The organism is Pseudomonas sp. ZS1P83 (genome assembly GCF_054897825.1).
Genome location: NZ_CM142706.1, coordinates 6,217,729 through 6,236,826, shown reverse-complemented (window position 1 = coordinate 6,236,826; position 19,098 = coordinate 6,217,729). Strand labels below are relative to the sequence as shown.

General features: G+C 58.6%; 17 protein-coding genes. 12 read left to right on the top strand and 5 right to left on the bottom strand.

From position 1 onward, the window contains the following. The first annotated feature begins 1 nt into the window (after position 1). A complete protein-coding gene (locus ACYZT0_RS29295) occupies positions 2 to 1,720 on the top strand; it encodes a C13 family peptidase (protein ID WP_462044078.1) in 1,719 nt (572 codons plus the stop codon). Between the two features lie 27 nt (positions 1,721 to 1,747). Next, complete coding sequence (locus ACYZT0_RS29290) at positions 1,748 to 2,389, top strand: oxidoreductase (protein ID WP_462044077.1); 642 nt, start codon at positions 1,748 to 1,750, stop codon at positions 2,387 to 2,389. 130 nt (positions 2,390 to 2,519) lie between these two features. Here the strand turns inward: ACYZT0_RS29290 and ACYZT0_RS29285 are convergent, their stop codons facing one another. From ACYZT0_RS29285 to mpl, 4 genes are all read right to left on the bottom strand, one after another. Next, positions 2,520 to 3,689, bottom strand: a complete 1,170-nt coding sequence (locus tag ACYZT0_RS29285) for an IS4 family transposase (RefSeq protein ID WP_462041955.1) — start codon at positions 3,687 to 3,689, stop codon at positions 2,520 to 2,522. Positions 3,690 to 3,815: 126 nt separating this feature from the next. Continuing rightward, positions 3,816 to 4,100 carry a YceK/YidQ family lipoprotein gene (locus ACYZT0_RS29280; RefSeq protein WP_462044076.1) on the bottom strand — a complete coding sequence of 95 codons (285 nt, stop codon included), beginning with the start codon at positions 4,098 to 4,100 and terminating at the stop codon, positions 3,816 to 3,818. Next, complete coding sequence (gene ubiX / locus ACYZT0_RS29275) at positions 4,093 to 4,725, bottom strand: flavin prenyltransferase UbiX (RefSeq protein WP_462044075.1); 633 nt, start codon at positions 4,723 to 4,725, stop codon at positions 4,093 to 4,095. The genes ACYZT0_RS29280 and ubiX overlap by 8 nt, the downstream gene beginning before the upstream one ends. Further along, positions 4,722 to 6,071, bottom strand: coding sequence for a UDP-N-acetylmuramate:L-alanyl-gamma-D-glutamyl-meso-diaminopimelate ligase (mpl, locus tag ACYZT0_RS29270; RefSeq protein ID WP_462044074.1), 1,350 nt, complete (start codon positions 6,069 to 6,071; stop codon positions 4,722 to 4,724). Before mpl ends, ubiX begins: the two co-directional genes overlap by 4 nt. A 199-nt stretch (positions 6,072 to 6,270) precedes the next feature. Between mpl and ACYZT0_RS29265 the strand changes: the two genes are divergently transcribed. After that, positions 6,271 to 7,419 carry a molecular chaperone DnaJ gene (locus ACYZT0_RS29265; protein ID WP_462044073.1) on the top strand — a complete coding sequence of 383 codons (1,149 nt, stop codon included), beginning with the start codon at positions 6,271 to 6,273 and terminating at the stop codon, positions 7,417 to 7,419. 36 nt (positions 7,420 to 7,455) lie between these two features. Here the strand turns inward: ACYZT0_RS29265 and ACYZT0_RS29260 are convergent, their stop codons facing one another. After that, positions 7,456 to 9,363: a sigma-54-dependent Fis family transcriptional regulator gene (locus tag ACYZT0_RS29260; RefSeq protein WP_462044072.1), complete on the bottom strand. Its 1,908-nt coding sequence runs from the start codon at positions 9,361 to 9,363 to the stop codon at positions 7,456 to 7,458. 302 nt (positions 9,364 to 9,665) lie between these two features. On the opposite strand from ACYZT0_RS29260, the gene exaC reads away from it, so the two are divergent. The 9 genes from exaC to ACYZT0_RS29215 all read left to right on the top strand — a co-directional run bounded on the left by exaC (position 9,666) and on the right by ACYZT0_RS29215 (position 19,086). After that, on the top strand, positions 9,666 to 11,186 hold the full coding sequence (gene exaC, locus ACYZT0_RS29255) for an acetaldehyde dehydrogenase ExaC (protein ID WP_462044071.1): 1,521 nt from the start codon (positions 9,666 to 9,668) through the stop codon (positions 11,184 to 11,186). A gap of 161 nt (positions 11,187 to 11,347) precedes the next feature. After that, positions 11,348 to 12,718 (top strand): ethanolamine permease, encoded by a 1,371-nt coding sequence (eat, locus tag ACYZT0_RS29250; protein WP_462044070.1) that lies wholly within the window; start codon positions 11,348 to 11,350, stop codon positions 12,716 to 12,718. Between the two features lie 89 nt (positions 12,719 to 12,807). Then, on the top strand, positions 12,808 to 14,202 hold the full coding sequence (locus ACYZT0_RS29245) for an ethanolamine ammonia-lyase subunit EutB (RefSeq protein ID WP_462044069.1): 1,395 nt from the start codon (positions 12,808 to 12,810) through the stop codon (positions 14,200 to 14,202). An 8-nt stretch (positions 14,203 to 14,210) separates the two neighbouring features. Further along, complete coding sequence (eutC, locus tag ACYZT0_RS29240; RefSeq protein ID WP_462044068.1) at positions 14,211 to 15,035, top strand: ethanolamine ammonia-lyase subunit EutC; 825 nt, start codon at positions 14,211 to 14,213, stop codon at positions 15,033 to 15,035. 118 nt (positions 15,036 to 15,153) lie between these two features. Further along, complete coding sequence (locus tag ACYZT0_RS29235; protein ID WP_462044067.1) at positions 15,154 to 15,615, top strand: GNAT family N-acetyltransferase; 462 nt, start codon at positions 15,154 to 15,156, stop codon at positions 15,613 to 15,615. Positions 15,616 to 15,834: 219 nt separating this feature from the next. Beyond that, positions 15,835 to 16,491, top strand: a complete 657-nt coding sequence (locus ACYZT0_RS29230; RefSeq protein ID WP_462044066.1) for a DedA family protein — start codon at positions 15,835 to 15,837, stop codon at positions 16,489 to 16,491. Between the two features lie 6 nt (positions 16,492 to 16,497). Further along, positions 16,498 to 17,310, top strand: a complete 813-nt coding sequence (locus ACYZT0_RS29225) for a M90 family metallopeptidase (protein WP_462044065.1) — start codon at positions 16,498 to 16,500, stop codon at positions 17,308 to 17,310. 273 nt (positions 17,311 to 17,583) lie between these two features. Next, positions 17,584 to 18,111 (top strand): inorganic diphosphatase, encoded by a 528-nt coding sequence (gene ppa, locus ACYZT0_RS29220; protein ID WP_282379152.1) that lies wholly within the window; start codon positions 17,584 to 17,586, stop codon positions 18,109 to 18,111. 222 nt (positions 18,112 to 18,333) lie between these two features. Continuing rightward, positions 18,334 to 19,086, top strand: a complete 753-nt coding sequence (locus ACYZT0_RS29215) for a S24 family peptidase (protein WP_462044064.1) — start codon at positions 18,334 to 18,336, stop codon at positions 19,084 to 19,086. Positions 19,087 to 19,098: the final 12 nt, after the last annotated feature.

Genomic DNA, 19,098 nt, shown 5'->3' with positions numbered 1-19,098 from the left:
TATGCGCTCACTTGCACTCCTCGCTCTGACCCTATTGCTCACCGCTTGCGGCGACGGCGAATCGCTATTGCCCCCCGACGCCCGATTGCCGGACGGCGGACGCTATCGCGGTGAACTGGTGAACGGATTGCTGCAAGGCCAGGGCCGTATCGACTACCCCAACGGCAGCTGGTACGCCGGCGACTTCGACAAGGGCCAATGGCATGGCGTGGGCGAATGGCACGGCAGCAACGGCGAAGTCTATCGCGGAGCATTCAATCAAGGGCTGTTCGACGGCAAGGGCGCACTGACCACCAGCGGCAGCAGCTTTACCGGCGGCTTCAAAGCCGGTCGACGGGACGGCGAAGGCACCCTTAAAGAAAACGGTATGACCTACCGCGGTGAATTCAAGGCCGATCAATACTCAGGGCTCGGTCGTCTCGAACTCGAAGACGGCAGCTCATATCAGGGCCAGTTCGCCCACGGCAAACCCAATGGCGAAGGCCAACGCGGCGATGCCAGCGGCAATCAGTTCACCGGGCATTTCGTCGACGGTCAGCTCGAAGGCAATGGGACGTTCAACAGCGCCGATGGCGATATCTATGTCGGCGGCTTCAAAAACAACCAACTGCACGGCAAGGGTCGCTACGAGAACGCCGACGGTGATGTCTGGCTCGGTCAGTTCAAGGAAGGATCACTGAACGGCAAGGGCGAGTTGATCGGCGCCGATGGCAGCCATTACATCGGCCAGTTCAGTGACTGGCGCTTCACCGGCCAAGGTCGATTGAACCTGTCCGACGGCAGCTTCTACATCGGCCAATTCGACGGTGACAGTTACTCGGGGCGCGGCACCCTGGTGCTGACTGACGGCACGGTGCAAAGCGGTACGTGGATCAATGGCCAGCGTGTTCGCGACGTCGATAGCAAGCTGCTGCCCGATAGCCTGGAACTCGGCTTGCTGGCCCAGGGCCGCTTGCTCGACGATGCGCTGTTAAACGTGCCGGCTTCGACCCCGGCGGTCGAGTTGTACACCCTGACAGTCGGCGGTGACGGCAAGCAAAGCGTGTTCCTGCGCGAATCCGATTACGTCAGCAACATGCTCAGCATCCGCTTTGGTGCGTTGGGCCAGATCCGCCTGGTGAACCATCGCGACCACCTCGTCGACCGACCGATGGCCACCCGGGAAAACCTGCGCCGCGCCGCCGCCACCCTGGCCGAACGTAGCGGCCCGGAAGACTTGATCTTCATCTACTTGACTAGCCACGGCACCAGCGAGCACGAACTGGTGCTCGACCAGCCGCGCATGGAACTGTCCGACCTCCCGGCCGACGAACTCGCCGCAGTGCTCGCTCCGCTGAAAAACCGCGACAAGATCATCGTGATTTCGTCCTGCTACTCCGGTGGCTTCATCCCCGCTATCAAGGATGAACGCACCCTGATCATGACCGCCTCGCGCGCTGACCGCGTGTCCTTCGGCTGCTCGGAAGAAGCCAACTTCACCTACTTCGGCGACGCGCTGTTCGCCCAGGCACTGAACCAGACCGACGATCTGGAGCAAGCCTTCAAACGGGCCAAGGCCACCGTCGCCGAGCGTGAACTGGCGGACAGCTTCGAAGCCTCCGAGCCGCAGATCTGGGCACCGAAAACCGTTTTGTCCCACTGGCAGCTGTTACGCAAACAGCAGGCACGAAAAGCACTACAAAGTGTCTCTATCAGCAGCAAGGATGCAAAGAACAACTAAGCTGAACAGTATCAAGGGGGAAACACTATGTACTTGACGCCTCAGCATGTATTGATTGCCGGAGCTACCGGGTTAACCGGTGAACATCTGCTTGATCGTCTGCTCAATGAGCCGACGATTTCAAGGGTACTAGCCCCCTCACGCCGGCCACTGGCCGAGCATCCCCATCTGGAAAATCCCGTCGGCGACCCGGCGGTGTTCCTGCCGCAACTGAACGGTCGCGTCGACATCGCCTACTGCTGCCTCGGCACCACCATCAAGCAGGCCGGCTCGGAACAGGCGTTTCGCGCGGTGGACCTGGACATGGTGGTGGCGTTCGCCAAACGTGCACGGGAGTTGGGCGCACGGCACTTGATCGTGATCAGTGCCTTGGGGGCCGATCGGAGGTCCTCGATTTTCTACAACCGGGTCAAAGGCGAGATGGAATACGCACTGCGCGCACAGGATTGGCCGCAGCTGACCATTTGCCGACCTTCGTTGCTGCTGGGCGAGCGTATTGAACCGCGCATGGCCGAGCAATTCGTCGGGCCGTTGTCCCGCTTGATCCCCGGCAAATACCGTGGCATAGAAGCCTGCCAACTGGCGCGGGCGATGTGGCGACTGGCGCTGGAAGAGCAGGATGGTGTGCGGATTGTCGAGTCGGATGAGTTGCGCAAGCTCGGCAAGTAACGCCCTACAAAGATCGTTCCCACGCTCTGCGTGGGAATGCCTCAATGGACGCTCCGCGTCCGCTTTGGGACGCGGAGCGTCCCGGACTGCATTCCCACGCAGAGCGTCACTAGTGTCCGGTAAACATGCTTCATAGTTGAAGGCTGCCTTGGGCAGCCTTCAACTTTTCTCGCTCCTGCCTTCGTCGATCCCTCAATACTGGGGTTCCGGGCCGTTCAAACAGGACATGAACTATGCGAACCGTCAGTTCGAACAACGAGCCGGTAAATCCTGAGCGACGATGGAGTATTTGCAGTAACAGATAGCTGATCAAGGCACTGTAAATCTGCAAACGCACCGCATTTTCGGAGTAGGCATAAAAGCGTTTGAGCTTCAGATGTTGTTTGATCCACTTGAAAAATAGCTCGATCTGCCAACGATCTTTGTACAAGGACGCGATTTCTTCAGCTGTCCTCGTGAAGTCGTTGGTCACCAGAACTAACGGCGTCGCATGCCCCTCGCGCTCAACCACGACGCGTCTTACCGACTTTTCCCAATAGTCGTTCAGGCGTTTGCCGGCCAAATGCTTTTTGCCAAACTGGACGACTTCATCGGTCATGACCGAGCTTTGCTCAGTCACGGTCGAGTGCTCATGCAGCACTTTGATATTGGCGTTTTTCTTCAGGCGGGTGACGAAAAAAGCACCTTTGGTCTGCAACTCGTGCCACCAGTTGTAATCGCAGTAGCCCTTGTCGAAAACATACGTCATGCCGGTCTGGATCGGCATTTCCAGTGCATCGCTCAGGTCGTTGACGTTGGCAGGCGTAATGTTCACGTACACCGGGGCCAGCTGCGCCAGATCCAGTCCGACATGCACTTTGAGGCCTTGGGTGATGCGGGTTTTCGTCGCGGCTGTCCAGCCATCGAAGTGAGGTCCGCGCAAGGTGATCGACGTGGAGTCAATCAGGCTAACCATGGCCCCGACCTCCTTGCGCTGCTGGCGGCTGACGGCGCTCATCAGGTACCCACAAAGGTCCTGTAATGGCCGGTAGTCACGCTTGTTCAAGGCATCGGACATTGTCGAGCGGGCAATAGGGCCGGCATTAAGATGGTAGCTATGCGGGCCGAAATTTTCGGAGATAGTCGCCAAGGATCGCAGGCTTGAGGCTCGGGTCAAATGGCCGCTGATCAGTGTCACCAGCAATTGCCAGGTCGTGCAGCGTTTGACGTAGCGATCAGCTTGGTGTGTTTCGATGGATTGCTGGAAAAACTGGCGCGGGATCGCACTGAGTAGTTGGCTTAAACGGGTGCTGGAAAACATAAGTCAAAATCGAGTCTGAAAAAACCGATTATGCCTCACAGCCGCCAACAGCAAGGGGGAGCAAGCTCCCCCCTCGTTTTTTACCGGACACTAGTGACGCAGAGCGTGGGAACGATCAGTCTTCAGTTAGAGACCACCCGTTGCTTGAAAACTCACCCCGATCACCGTCAGCACCGACAGCGGCAATAGCAACGTGTCGAGCAGCGCACTGGCCGGCAGGTCGATACCCGGATAGCTCGGGGCTTCGGCACCGAAGCGGCCCATGGCGCAGCAGCCGCCGTTCATGGCATACAAATCCAGACGCGTCCCCGAATACACCACTGGCGCCCCTGGTTTGGCGGCATCGAGCGTGCGCGCCGTGGCGCAGCCAGCCAATTGCAACGCCAGCACAATCGTCAGCAGCTTATTCATCGCTGGTCAGATGGTGTTCGCCCCAACGCGGCAGCATGTCCTGGGGAATGTTCAGCAGATTGAGAATTCGCGCCACGACAAAATCGATCAAGTCGTCGATGGTTTGCGGCTGATGATAAAAACCTGGCGACGCCGGCAAAATCGTCACACCCATGTTCGACAACTTGAGCATGTTCTCCAGATGGATGCTTGAATACGGCGCCTCCCGCGGCACCAGAATCAGCTGACGACGTTCCTTCAAGGTGACGTCGGCGGCACGCTCGATCAGGTTGTTGCAGGCTCCCGTCGCGATGGCCGACAAGGTTCCCGTGGAACACGGCACCACCACCATCGCCGCCGGCGAGCCGGAGCCCGAGGCTACCGGTGACATCCAGTCTTCCTTGCCGTACACGCGAATCTGCCCGACGGCAGCGCCGGTGTACTCGGTGAGGAAGGCCTGCATCATCTGGGTTTTCGGCGGCAACGTAACATCCGTCTCGGTGGCCATCACCAGTTGCGCAGCCTTGGAGATCAGGAAATGCACCTCGCGGTCTTCGCGTACCAGACAGTCCAGCAGGCGCAAACCGTACTGGGCGCCGGAAGCGCCGGTCATCGCCAGCGTGATGCGTTCCGGGCCGTTGTTCATTGCAGCGCCTCAGCCAGTTTGCCGTGCAGGCCGCCGAAGCCGCCGTTACTCATGATCACCACGTGAGTGCCGGGCTGGGCCTGGCTTTTCACGCGCTCGATGATGCCTTCCAGCGAATCGCTGACGATCGACGGTACCGTGCACAACGCGGCGGTAGCCCCCAGATCCCAACCGAGATTGGCCGGCGCGTACCAGATCACCTGATCGGCATCGACCACGCTTTCCGGCAAGCCGTCGCGGTGAGCACCGAGTTTCATGGAGTTGGAGCGCGGCTCGATGATCGCAATCAACGGTGCATCGCCGATGCGCTTGCGCAGACCATCGAGGGTGGTGGCGATGGCGGTCGGGTGGTGAGCAAAATCGTCGTAAATGGTAATGCCACGGACCTCCGCGACTTTCTCCATCCGGCGCTTGACGCTTTTGAATGCGCTCAGAGCAGCGATGCCCATGGGCGGCACCACGCCGACATGGCGGGCGGCGGCCAATGTGGCCAACGCGTTGGCGACGTTGTGCTGACCGGTCATGTCCCACTCGACCACACCTTGGGCACTACCTTCGAACATCACTTCGAACTTCGAACCGTCTTCGCTCAGCAGTTTGACCTGCCATTGACCGCCGACACCGGTGGTTTGCACCGGGGTCCAGCAACCCATCTCGATCACTCGCTGCAATGCAGGCTCGGTGGTCGGATGGATCACCAGGCCTTCGCTCGGGATGGTCCGCACCAAATGGTGAAATTGACGCTCGATGGCTGGAAGATCGGGGAAGATGTCGGCGTGATCGTATTCCAGGTTATTCAGGATCGCCGTGCGCGGACGGTAGTGAACGAACTTGGAACGTTTGTCGAAGAACGCGCTGTCGTACTCGTCGGCTTCGATCACGAAGAACGGCGTGTCGCCCAAGCGAGCGGACACCGAGAAGTTTTGCGGCACGCCGCCGATCAGGAAACCCGGGCTCATGCCCGCGTGCTCCAGCACCCAGGCGAGCATGCTGCTGGTGGTGGTTTTGCCGTGAGTACCGGCGACGGCCAGCACCCAGCGACCTTGCAGCACGTGATCCGCCAGCCATTGCGGGCCGGAGACGTACGGCAGGCCTTTGTTCAGCACGTATTCGACAGCCGGGTTGCCGCGGGACATGGCATTGCCGACCACCACCAGATCCGGTGCCGGATCGAGCTGTGCCGGGTCGTAGCCTTGGGTCAACTCAATGCCCTGAGCCTCAAGCTGAGTGCTCATCGGCGGATAGACGTTGGCATCGGAGCCCGTCACGTGATGGCCCAGCTCTTTGGCCAGAACCGCCATCGACCCCATGAAAGTGCCGCAGATACCAAGAATATGAATGTGCATTAGTCGACCTCGTAAAACATGGCCGCAGGTTAGCGTAGGGTGGGGAAAATCGCACCTTGTGTTTAGACTGGCCGACGATGACTTCCCATTACGCTACTCGACATTCAGAATCGGCCCACGCTGTGCGACAGCACAGTACGGCTAGGTTTTCCTTGATAATACCGCCCTTACCTCCTGGATGACTGCTCGGAAACTGCTCATGAATAACAAGACGTCTCAACTCAGCATCACGCCTGGCTCAAGCACGAAAAAACTGTCCGCCGGGCAGCGGAAATTCAACGGACTTGTCAAAAAAATCGAAAAACAGCGCCAGACGCTCCTGGCATGGGAAACGGCCACCCCTCTATATATTGAACGCTGGCGCGAGGAGTTCATTCCTCAGTTCCACACATTTAGTCAACGCTCGCTTGAGCTTGTGCAGGTTCTGGATGAACTCAGCGAACGGATCAAACTCTCGAAAACCGATCGCCACACGTTGATTCAGGAGATTTGCGCCCAGACCTTGTCGTTGATCGATAGCGGCAACTACACCGATGAAGATAAAGCCACCTTAAAAGCGCTGTACAACAAGCACAGCGGTCGTGACTTCGATGCCGACGCGAGTGAAGACGACGAGTTATTGAAACAGGGATTGCAAGAGATATTCGGCGTTGATCTGGGCGACGATATCGACACGTTATCTGCTGAGGAAATTGCGCAAAAAATGCACGAGCGCCTGTGGGCCGAACAAACGGCGCAGCAGCAGCAAAGCACTGGCAAAAAAACCGCAAGCCACCTGCGCCAGGAAGCGGACGCCGCCCAAGCCAGCCAATCTGTGCGCGAGATTTATCGCAAGCTGGCCAGCGCCCTGCACCCCGACCGAGAAACGGACCCCGACGAGCGCGAACGCAAAACCGTGCTGATGCAACGAGTCAACCACGCCTATGGCGAACGGAACTTGCTTGATCTGCTGCAACTGCAATTGGAAATCGAGCACATCAGCGCAGACACCCTTGATGCACTTCCCGCTGATCGGCTTAAACATTACAACCAGGTATTGTCCGAGCAACTCGGAAAGCTGCAAGACGAAGTGTTCGAAAAGGAGCTGGCGTTCAAACAGCAATTCCAGCTCGATCCGTTCGAGGAGGTGACGCCGAAGAACCTGGCTGGCAAGTACCAATATCAGCTCGACATGCTAATCAACGACACAGAGAAGCTGAACGGCCTCCGCGAAGAACTGAAGGACCCCAAAATCTTGAAAGCCTGGCTCAAGGAGCAAAGGGAGTTTCAGAAGTTTCAGAAGTCTATGGACGCCATGGACCTTGAAACGGATCTGTTCGATGAGTTCCCGGATACGTTTTTCCGCTGAATATCGGTCATAGGGTTTGACTCAACTCCACACTCCTTAACGAGCAATCCCATGCTTGCGCAACTTTCTATAAAGGGTGTTGCGACTGACGCCCAGTTGCTCGGCGGTGTGAGTCATGTGCCAGCGCTGTTCCTCCAGGGCATTAAGCAGCGCCAGCCGCTCCGCATCTTCCAGCGGATGCTCCGACGGCTGTTCAAGGGCAGCGACCGGTAGCGGCTGAGCACAGCGAATCATCGCCGGCAAATCCTCAAGGCCAATCCGCCCGCCATCACACAACGCCGCCAACGTGCGCAGTACATTACGCAACTGCCGCACATTCCCCGGCCAGGCAAAACCCAGCAACGCCTGCCGTGCCAGTGCATCGATAAACACCGTTTCGCCATCTTCGGCCAGCAAAAAGTCGAGTAACTGGGACTTATCACTGCGATCACGCAACGCCGGCAAAGCAACTTCCAGCCCATTGAGCCGGTAATACAAATCTTCGCGGAAGCTGCCGTCCTGCACCCGCTCCACCAAGTTACGGTGAGTGGCGCTGATGATCCGCACATTGACCGATTCGGGCTCGCCACCGATCGGCACCACCTGACGATCTTCCAGCACCCTTAATAGCCGGGTCTGCAAGGCCAGGGGCATGTCGCCGATTTCATCGAGGAACAAGGTCCCGCCATCGGCCTGCTGCAACTTGCCGCGCATGCCTTCCTTGCGCGCGCCAGTAAAGCTGCCGCCGCGATAGCCAAACAGTTCGCTCTCGATCAGGCTTTCGGGGATGGCGGCGCAGTTGAGCGCGACGAAGGCTTTTTCTGCTCGCAGGCTGGCCTGGTGGACGGCTTTGGCAAACGCTTCTTTGCCGGATCCGGTTTCGCCGTTGATCAGTAGCGGTACGTCCCGCTCGAACACGCGCAAGGACTTGCGGAAGTCTTCCTGCAACCCGGTGTCGCCCAGACAAATGCCCGCTAAGCGCGAAGGTTCGGCGATCACCGGGCTTTGCACCACCGGCACCGGAATGCTGCGTGGTTGCCCGCGCAACACGGCAAACAGACTCCGCCCGTCACGCGTGCGCAACGGCCAACTGGCGCTGGCATTGACGCTGGCGCGGCCGAGTAATTCATCCAGCGAGCAGTCGAAAAACGCCTCAACCGGTTTGCCCAGCAGCCCACCGCGAATATGCCCCAGCAAGTTCAGCGCACTTTGGTTGACCGCACTGATCCGCCCTTCCCCGTCAAACGCCAGCAACCCTTCGCTGAACAATCCGACGGATTCGGCCTGAAGGTGAAAACGCAGCAGCCATTGATTGTCGAAATAACGCAGGAAATAACAGCTCTCGATCATCTTCGCCGAAAGATTGACCAGGGCCATGGTGTGGAACTGACTTTGACGAGAGACCTCGTGGCGCGCCGAGGACACGTCGAGCACCGCCAGCAATTCGCCGTGGGGGTCGAACACCGGGCTCGCCGAGCAGGTCAGCCCGGTGTGACGACCGCGAAAGTGCTCATCCTGATGGATGGTCAGGGACTGACGCTCCACCAGACAGGTGCCGATGCCGTTGGTGCCTTCGCACGCTTCGCTCCAGTCAGCGCCGAGCCAGAGGCCAGCGCGTTCGAAAATCTTCCGTTCGGCCGGTGCGGTGACGCAATTGAGGATCACGCCGCGGGCGTCGGTCAGCAAGACCGCATGGCCGGCGCCGGAGAGTTGTTGATGAAGGCTGGTCATTTCGCTGCCGGCGATGTGCAGCACCTGCTGCAAGCGCTCGCGGCTTTCCAGTACGCGGCCATGCTCCAGCACCGTGGGGGCCATGGTCAGGGCCGGGTCGAGGTGATAATCCTCAAGACAACGCAGCCAGGAACGGGCAATCGACGGATCGCTGCCGGGACCGCGCAGGTGGGATTTTCCCTGAGTGACAGTCAGGACCTGCTGGGCGTGGCGACTCAAATGATTGTCGTGCATTTCTTATTGTTCTCCCCGGGGGCTCGGCGGCCCGTGCGTGAGGTGACGCCCAGCATCCTCCAGCCAACGAAGCATTGCAATGCTGGCAAGACCGACCAGTCACAGGATGTGCCAAAAGCGGTACAAAGTGTCACCAAGGCTGTACCGAAAGCGTCACAGGCAGCGTCCGCCGGTCCGACTAAAACTGCGTAAAGCCTTGATTTTCCTGACCTGCAAGGCAGTGGCCCGACCTTTGCTCTACGCTTATAGCAAGCGCACAAGCGCGTCTCTCTTATAAGTACAAAAGCCAAGGAGAAAACATCATGCGTTACGCTCACCCCGGTACTGAAGGCGCTATCGTTTCGTTCAAAAGCAAATACGGTAACTACATCGGCGGCGAGTTCGTCGCGCCTGTTAAAGGTCAGTACTTCACCAATACCTCGCCAGTGAATGGCCAACCGATTGCCGAATTCCCGCGCTCCACGGCCGAAGACATCGACAAAGCCCTGGACGCTGCCCACGCGGCCGCCGATGCCTGGGGCGCCACGTCCGTCCAGGCTCGCTCGCTGGTACTGCTGAAAATCGCCGACCGCATCGAACAAAACCTGGAAGTCCTGGCGATCACCGAATCCTGGGACAACGGCAAAGCCGTTCGTGAAACCCTCAACGCCGACATCCCGCTGGCTGCCGACCATTTCCGTTACTTCGCCGGTTGCATCCGCGCCCAGGAAGGCAGCGCCGCCGAGATTGATGGCAACACTGTGGCGTATCACATCCATGAACCGCTGGGCGTAGTCGGGCAGATCATCCCGTGGAACTTCCCGATCCTGATGGCCGCCTGGAAACTCGCCCCGGCCCTGGCTGCCGGTAACTGCGTGGTGCTCAAGCCTGCCGAACAAACGCCGCTGGGCATTACTGTGCTGATGGAGCTGATCGGCGACCTGCTGCCGCCGGGCGTGCTGAACGTCGTGCAAGGCTTCGGCAAAGAAGCCGGTGAGGCCCTGGCCACCAGCAAACGCATTGCCAAGATTGCCTTCACCGGCTCGACCCCGGTTGGCTCGCACATCATGAAGTGCGCCGCCGAAAACATCATTCCGTCCACCGTGGAGCTGGGTGGCAAGTCGCCAAACATCTTCTTCGAAGACATCATGCAAGCCGAGCCGACTTTCATCGAGAAAGCCGCCGAAGGCCTGGTACTGGCGTTCTTCAACCAGGGCGAAGTCTGCACCTGCCCTTCCCGCGCCCTGGTGCAAGAATCGATCTACGACGACTTCATGAAAGTGGTCATGAACAAAGTCCTGCAAATCAAACGTGGTGACCCGCTGGACACCGACACCATGGTCGGCGCCCAGGCGTCCGAGCAGCAATTCGACAAAATCCTTTCGTACCTGGAAATCGCCAAGGGCGAAGGCGCCGAGCTGCTGACCGGCGGCAAGGTGGAAAAACTCGAGGGCAACCTGGCGACCGGGTACTACATCCAGCCGACCCTGCTCAAGGGCACCAACAAAATGCGTGTGTTCCAGGAAGAAATCTTTGGCCCGGTAGTGAGCATCACCACCTTCAAAGACGAAGCCGAAGCCCTGGCCATTGCCAACGACACCGAGTTCGGCCTGGGTGCCGGTCTCTGGACCCGCGACATCAACCGCGCCTATCGCATGGGCCGCGCCATCAAGGCCGGTCGTGTGTGGACCAACTGCTACCACCTGTACCCGGCGCATGCCGCGTTCGGCGGTTACAAAAAATCCGGCGTCGGTCGTGAAACCCACAAAATGATGCTCGACCACTATCAGCAGACCAAAAACCTGCTGGTGAGCTACGACATCAATCCGTTGGGCTTCTTCTAAACAGCCCGAAAGCGAGGCATGCCCATCCCGGGCAAGCCTCGCTCCTACCTTCGCAAATCATCGCCCTGCCGCCCCTGGCACGGGCTTTGCGTGCTCGCTCTACACATATACGTCGTAACCGAAAGTCCAACAGATCAAACAAAAAAAAACAGCGAGGACTTATGACTTCTACCACACAGCTCAAACCCACACTCGGCACCCTGCATTTATGGGGCATTGCCGTCGGCCTGGTGATTTCCGGCGAGTATTTCGGCTGGAGTTACGGCTGGGGCACCGCAGGGACCCTGGGTTTCCTCGTCACCGCACTGATGGTGGCGACGATGTACACCTGTTTCATCTTCAGCTTCACCGAATTGACGACTGCGATTCCCCACGCTGGCGGGCCGTTTGCCTACAGCCGGCGGGCTTTTGGTGAGAAAGGCGGATTGATCGCCGGCATCGCCACCTTGATTGAATTCGTGTTTGCGCCACCGGCCATCGCCATGGCTATCGGTGCCTATCTCAACGTGCAATACCCGGAACTGGACCCGAAGATCGCCGCAGTGGGCGCGTACTTCGTGTTCATGACCCTCAATATTCTCGGCGTCAGCATCGCTGCTACCTTCGAACTGGTGGTCACTGTGCTGGCAGTCGCTGAGTTGCTGGTATTCATGGGTGTCGTTGCGCCGGGCTTCAGCTTCAGTAACTTCGTACTTAACGGCTGGTCGGGCTCCAACGAGTTCACCATGGCCTCGATTCCCGGCATCTTTGCGGCGATCCCTTTCGCGATCTGGTTTTTCCTCGCCATTGAAGGCGCGGCGATGGCGGCTGAAGAAGCCAAGGACCCGAAACGCACGATTCCCAAGGCTTATGTCAGTGGCATTCTGACCCTGGTGTTCCTGGCCATCGGCGTGATGGTGTTGGCGGGCGGCGTCGGCGACTGGCGTCAACTGTCGAACATCAACGACCCGCTGCCACAGGCGATGAAAGCCGTGGTCGGCAACAATTCGAACTGGATGCACATGTTGGTCTGGATCGGACTTTTCGGGCTGGTGGCGAGTTTCCACGGGATCATTCTCGGCTACTCGCGGCAGTTCTTTGCGCTGGCCCGGGCCGGTTACCTGCCTCGTAGTCTGGCCAAACTCTCGCGTTTCCAGACCCCGCACCGCGCCATCCTGGCCGGCGGCGTGATCGGCATCGCGGCAATCTACAGCGACGGACTGGTCAACCTGCAAGGCATGACCCTGACAGCAGCCATGATCACCATGTCGGTATTCGGCGCCATCGTGATGTACATCATCAGTATGCTGAGCCTTTTTAAACTGCGTAAAACCGAGCCGAATCTGGAACGCACCTTTCGCGCGCCGGGCTATCCGATCGTGCCGGGGATTGCGCTGTTTCTGGCGGTGGTGTGCCTGGTGGCGATGGCCTGGTTCAACACCTTGATCGGGTGCGTGTTCCTCGGTTTCATGGCGGTCGGCTACCTGTATTTCCAACTGACCGCCAAACAGCGCTTCGATGCACCGGCGGATGCCATGCTCACTGGCATCTAACGACATCGGCTATCGAGTTGCACCGGCGCCGGGCAGATTGCCCGGCGCCTGCACTAAAAGAATTCATTGCATCAGGAGGACACCGTCCCATGGCCGCATTTGCCCATTCCGTCGGCGCCCAGACCTATCGCTTCGAGAGTCTCAAGGAGGTCATGGCCAAGGCCAGTCCGGCGCGCTCCGGGGACTTTCTGGCCGGCGTCGCCGCCCTCAACGATGGCGAGCGTGTCGCCGCGCAGATGGCCCTCGCCAACATCCCTCTCAGCCACTTCCTGCAAGAAGTCCTCATTCCTTACGAGGCCGATGAAGTCTCGCGACTGATCATCGACACTCACGACAAACAAGCTTTCGCGGTCGTCAGCCACCTCACCGTCGGCGGTTTTCGTGACTGGCTGCTCAGCGACGCGGCCGACGAACAGAGCCTGCGCACCCTCGCCCCCGGCCTGACCCCGGAAATGGCCGCCGCCGTGTCGAAGATCATGCGCGTGCAGGACCTCGTGCTGGTGGCGCAGAAAATTCGCGTGGTCACACAGTTTCGCGGCACCCTGGGTTTGCGCGGCCGGTTATCCACACGCCTGCAACCCAACCACCCCACCGACGAACCGGCCGGCATAGCCGCGAGCGTTTTGGACGGCCTGCTGTATGGCAATGGCGACGCGATGATCGGCATCAACCCGGCCACCGACAGCATCGCTTCGATCTGCGCCATGCTGGAAATGCTCGACGCGATCATTCAGCGCTACGAAATTCCTACACAGGCCTGCGTTTTGACCCACGTCACCACGTCTATCGAAGCGGTGAATCGCGGTGTCCCGCTGGACCTGGTGTTTCAATCGATCGCCGGCACCGAAGCGGCCAACGCCAGTTTCGGTATCAACCTGAACGTGCTGCAGGAAGGCTACGAAGCCGGCTTGAGCCTGAATCGCGGCACGCTGGGCCAGAATCTGATGTATTTCGAGACGGGCCAGGGCAGCGCCCTGTCAGCCAACGCCCACCACGGCATCGATCAGCAGACCTGCGAAACCCGTGCCTACGCCGTGGCACGACATTTCAAACCGTTCCTGGTGAACACCGTCGTAGGATTCATCGGCCCGGAATACCTCTACAACGGCAAACAGATCATCCGCGCCGGCCTCGAAGACCACTTCTGCGGCAAGTTGCTGGGCGTACCGATGGGTTGCGATATCTGTTACACCAACCACGCCGAAGCCGACCAGGACGATATGGACACCCTGCTGACCCTGCTGGGCGTGGCCGGGATCAATTTCATCATGGGCATTCCCGGCTCCGATGACATCATGCTCAACTACCAGACCACATCGTTCCACGACGCCCTCTACGCCCGCCAGACACTGGGCCTGAAACCGGCCCCGGAATTCGAACAATGGCTGGCAAAAATGGGCATCTTCACCCAGGTGGACGGCAAGATTCACTTCGGCGACAGCCTGCCGCCTGCTTTCCGCCAAGCGATGGCGCAACTGGGATGAGTGTTGAAATGGATAAACCACCCGTTGATCCACAGAACCCGTTGCTGGAACTGCGTCGCCTGACCCCGGCGCGGATTGCCTTGGGAAGAACCGGCACCAGCATGCCGACCAGCGCACAGCTGGATTTCCAGTACGCCCACGCTCAAGCGCGGGATGCGGTGCACTTGCCGTTCGACCCTGCGGGACTGAGCTCGCAACTGGCCGAGTGCGGGCGCGAGAGTGTGCTGCTGCATAGCGCGGCCGCGGATCGAAACAGTTACTTGCAGCGCCCCGATTTGGGGCGCAAGTTGAGTGACGAGTCGGCGCAAACTCTGCGCGATTATGCGTTGGCCCATCCTGGCGGGGTGGATCTGGCGATCGTCGTCGCCGATGGCTTGTCGGCACTGGCCGTTCATCGCCATACCCTGCCGTTTCTGGCGCGGATGGAAGAACAGGTTTCAGCCGAGGGCTGGTCTCTGTCTCCAGTGATTCTGGTGGAACAGGGCCGGGTCGCGGTGGCCGACGAGATCGGCGAGTTGCTGGGTGCAAAAATGGTGGTGATCCTGATCGGCGAACGCCCTGGCCTCAGTTCCCCGGACAGCCTCGGGGTGTATTTCACCTACAATCCCAAGATTGGGCTGACGGACGCCTATCGCAACTGCATTTCCAATGTCCGCCTCGAAGGCCTGAGTTACGGCATGGCGGCACACCGTTTGCTGTATTTGATGCGCGAGGCCTGCCGGCGGCAGTTGTCAGGGGTCAATCTGAAGGACGAAGCCCAGGTTCAGACACTGGAGTCGGACGCAGGAGCGGACATGAAAGGTAATTTCCTACTAAGTCCGCCGCAAGCCTGAAACGTTTCCGCATTGCGTTTCTGATCCAGTTTCAGGCAGGATCGACGCACGGCTGCCCGAGTGAGAACCGTTCGCCGTCAGAGTACGTGAAGACAGCCACTTGAAGACGAGACCTACCATGCGGATTATTCAAGCGACCCTCGAACATCTGGACCTGCTAACCCCGTTGTTCGTCAAATATCGCGAGTTTTATGGCTCCATGGCCTATCCGGACTCGTCCCGGGCGTTCCTCGAGAAACGCCTGCGTCGCAAGGAGTCAGTGATCTACCTGGCCCTGGCCAATGACGACAGCAACATACTGATGGGTTTCTGTCAGTTGTATCCAAGCTTTTCGTCCCTTTCGCTTAAGCGCGTTTGGATCCTCAACGACATTTACGTCGCCGAAGACGCCCGCCGCCAGTTGGTGGCCGACAACCTCATCCGCACCGCGAAGAAAATGGCCAAGGAAACCAATGCCGTGCGCATGCGCGTTTCCACCAGCAGCAATAACGAAGTCGCGCAGAAAACCTACGAATCCATCGGGTTCAAGGAAGACACCGAGTTCAAGAACTACGTGTTGCCGATCAGCGACGAGCTGTAAGCTGAAGAGATCGCAGCCCTTATGGGTATGGCCTGAGGCTGCGATTTTCTCTTCATTGCGCTCCGAAATTCCCCGCTACAAACTCAACGCGCTTTTCACCTATCAGCCCGTATAATGGCAACCTTTCCGACTTGTAAGAAAAACTACACCCGTCTGTAGTCTTTCGCGAAGTCATCCGCACAGGCCTGCCGAGTCGGGCCGTCACCACAGGTGCTCTCCATGGATTTCAACCCGCTCGACCTTATCCTGCATCTCGATGTTTACCTCGATTTGCTGGTAAACAACTACGGGCCATGGATTTACGCCATTTTGTTCCTGGTGATCTTCTGCGAAACCGGTCTGGTGGTAATGCCTTTCCTGCCGGGCGATTCCTTGCTGTTCATCGCTGGCGCAGTAGCGGCCGGTGGTGGCATGGACCCGGTGCTGCTGGGCGGTCTGCTGATGCTGGCGGCGATTCTCGGCGACAGCACCAACTACGTCATCGGACGTACGGCCGGCGAGAAGCTTTTCAGCAATCCGAACTCAAAAATCTTCCGTCGCGACTATCTGCAACAAACCCACGACTTTTACGACAAGCACGGCGGCAAAACCGTGACCCTGGCGCGCTTTCTGCCAATCATTCGCACCTTTGCACCGTTCGTCGCCGGCGTGGCCAAAATGCCGTATCCGCGTTTCTTTGCCTTCAGCATCCTCGGCACCATCCTGTGGGTCGGAGGCCTGGTGTCCCTCGGTTATTTCTTCGGCAACGTACCGTTCATCAAGCAAAACCTGTCGCTGCTGGTCGTGGGCATCATCCTGCTGTCGCTGGTTCCGATGATCATCGGCGTGATCCGCAGTCGTTTCGGCAACGCCGCGTCCAAAGCCCAATCGCGCTGATTCCCCATGTGGTCCCTTAGCGCCTGGCGTCGCGGGCGCCTTCTGGCCAAGCATCCGATTGCCGACGACATGTGGCAGCGGGTGCGCCATCACTTGAGTTTTCTCGATGGTATCAGCGCCGCCGAAGACCAGTGGTTGCGCGAAGCCAGCGTGCTGTTCCTCGAAGACAAGCACCTGACCGCCTTGCCCGGCGTCGAACTTCACCAAGAGCAACGCCTGCTGCTGGCCGCCCAGGCGCAATTGCCATTGCTACATCTGGGCGATCTGAACTGGTATCAGGGTTTTCACGAAATTGTCATCTATCCCGACAACTTCCTCAGCCCCCAGCGCCATCGCGATGCCAGTGGTATCGAACACGAATGGGACGGCGAACACAGCGGCGAAGCCTGGCAGCAAGGCCCGATCATCCTCGCTTGGCCTGGCGTGATGGCCAGCGGTGGCTGGGAAGGCTACAACCTGGTGATCCACGAACTCGCGCACAAACTCGACATGCTCAACGGCGACGCCAACGGCCTGCCACCGCTGCACGCCGACATGCGGGTCAGCGACTGGGCCAAGATCATGCAAGAAGCCTATGACGACCTCGATCGGCAACTGAATCGCAATCCAGACGCCGAAACCGCCATCGACCCGTACGCGGCGGAAAACCCCGCCGAGTTCTTCGCGGTCACCAGCGAATACTTCTTCAGCGCCCCGGATTTGCTGCACGAGGCGTATCCTCAGGTCTATGAGCAGCTCAAGTTGTTTTACCGTCAGGACCCGCTAACCCGGCTGCGGCAACTTCTGGCCGAGAACCCGGTCTATCAGGCACGCGACTAGTGTCCTGTCTCACCGATACGTTGCTTTTTTGGCGAGTGGCCGTTGTGGCCAGGCAAGGCGCCGCGACGAGTCATAGCTGGCTATGGCGAGGAGCGGTAACGCAGCATGGTCGCAACGAACGCCGTCAAAAAGCGACAGTGTCGGTGAGACAGGACACCCGGGTCTCTACGACCCTTGGATCGTGGCATCGGCGGCGGAATATGCCTATAATCGCCGCCACTTTTTGGTCAATCCGGCCAAGTGTTTTTGGTCAACTAACGGGGGCACCGCCCAATGAGCTACAGCAAGATTCCGGCTGGCAAAGACCTGCCGAACGACATCTACGTCGCGATCGAGATCCCGGCCAACCACGCGCCGATCAAATACGAAATCGACAAAGACAGCGATTGCCTGTTCGTTGACCGTTTCATGGCCACCCCGATGTTCTACCCGGCCAACTACGGTTTCATCCCAAACACCCTGGCTGACGATGGTGACCCCCTCGACGTGCTGGTCGTGACCCCTTACCCGGTTACTCCGGGTTCGGTCATCCGCGCCCGTCCGGTCGGCATCCTGCACATGACCGACGACGGCGGCGGCGATGCCAAAGTCATCGCAGTCCCACACGACAAGTTGTCCCAGCTGTACGTCGACGTGAAGGAATACACCGATCTGCCGCCTCTGCTGCTGGAACAGATCAAACACTTCTTCGAGAACTACAAAGACCTCGAAAAGGGCAAATGGGTGAAGATCGAAGGTTGGGGCGACGCAGAAGCCGCTCGTACCGAGATCATGAAGTCGGTTGCTGCCTATAAAGGCTAATAGCCGCGGCTGACGATCAGTTCTACCAAGAACCCCGGTTGATCCGGGGTTTTTTGTGGGCGTTTGAATATCATATTCAACAGCACGTTCAACTGGCCGGGCAAACCGGTTTTTCTTGTTTAATTTTTACCAAAGACGTCTTACATCAGGACTTATATTTGACGCTAGATTTGAACGTTTTGTTGAATCAAAGCCTTATGCCGCACGGCTAGACTCGTGTTTATGAAAAAGAACAAAACCTGCGGTCCACGATTCAGAATGCTCCTGAAAGAGCTCCAAATCACGACAACGAGATTTGCCGAATTCCTGGGCATTTCCGACCCTCAAACTGTCCATAACTGGTATACCCGCGGAGTTCCTGACTACCGCATGGATGACGTCGCCAGAAGACTGTCCGTGAACACTGAATGGCTGAAATCCGGCGAAGGACCGCAAGACGCCAGAGAATTGCATCTGATCGACGCATCCGGCAACACCTTCGACGCCCAGTCAATCCGGGGCACCTATCGGGTCATCGAGCCAGTCGATATCGAACTACCCTTTTTCAAAGAAACGGCCACTGCCCCCGGCGCCGACAAAACCCATGTCATCAAAGACCCCAGCGAATCGATCCGCCTGCCGCGCAGCGATCTTGACTCCCTGGAAATCAACCACGCCGATGCCATCTGCGCCCGCATGGTTGGCAACAGCATGGCCGAAAAAATTGAAGACGGCTCCATCGTCGCCATCGACCGCGGGCTCACGCAAATTGTCGACGGAGAGATTTACGCAATCGAGCACGACGGCATGTTGCGCATCAAATACCTGAGCCGGGTACCAGGCAACGCGATACGCATGCGCAGCCACAACAGCTCCGAATACCCGGATGAAGTCTTCAGACCTCCGCAAATCGAAGAACAAAACATAAGGGTTCTGGGATGGGTGTTCTGGTGGTCGACCCTGAATAAACGCAGGCCACCCTTACCTTTTCTGTAAACACATAACTTT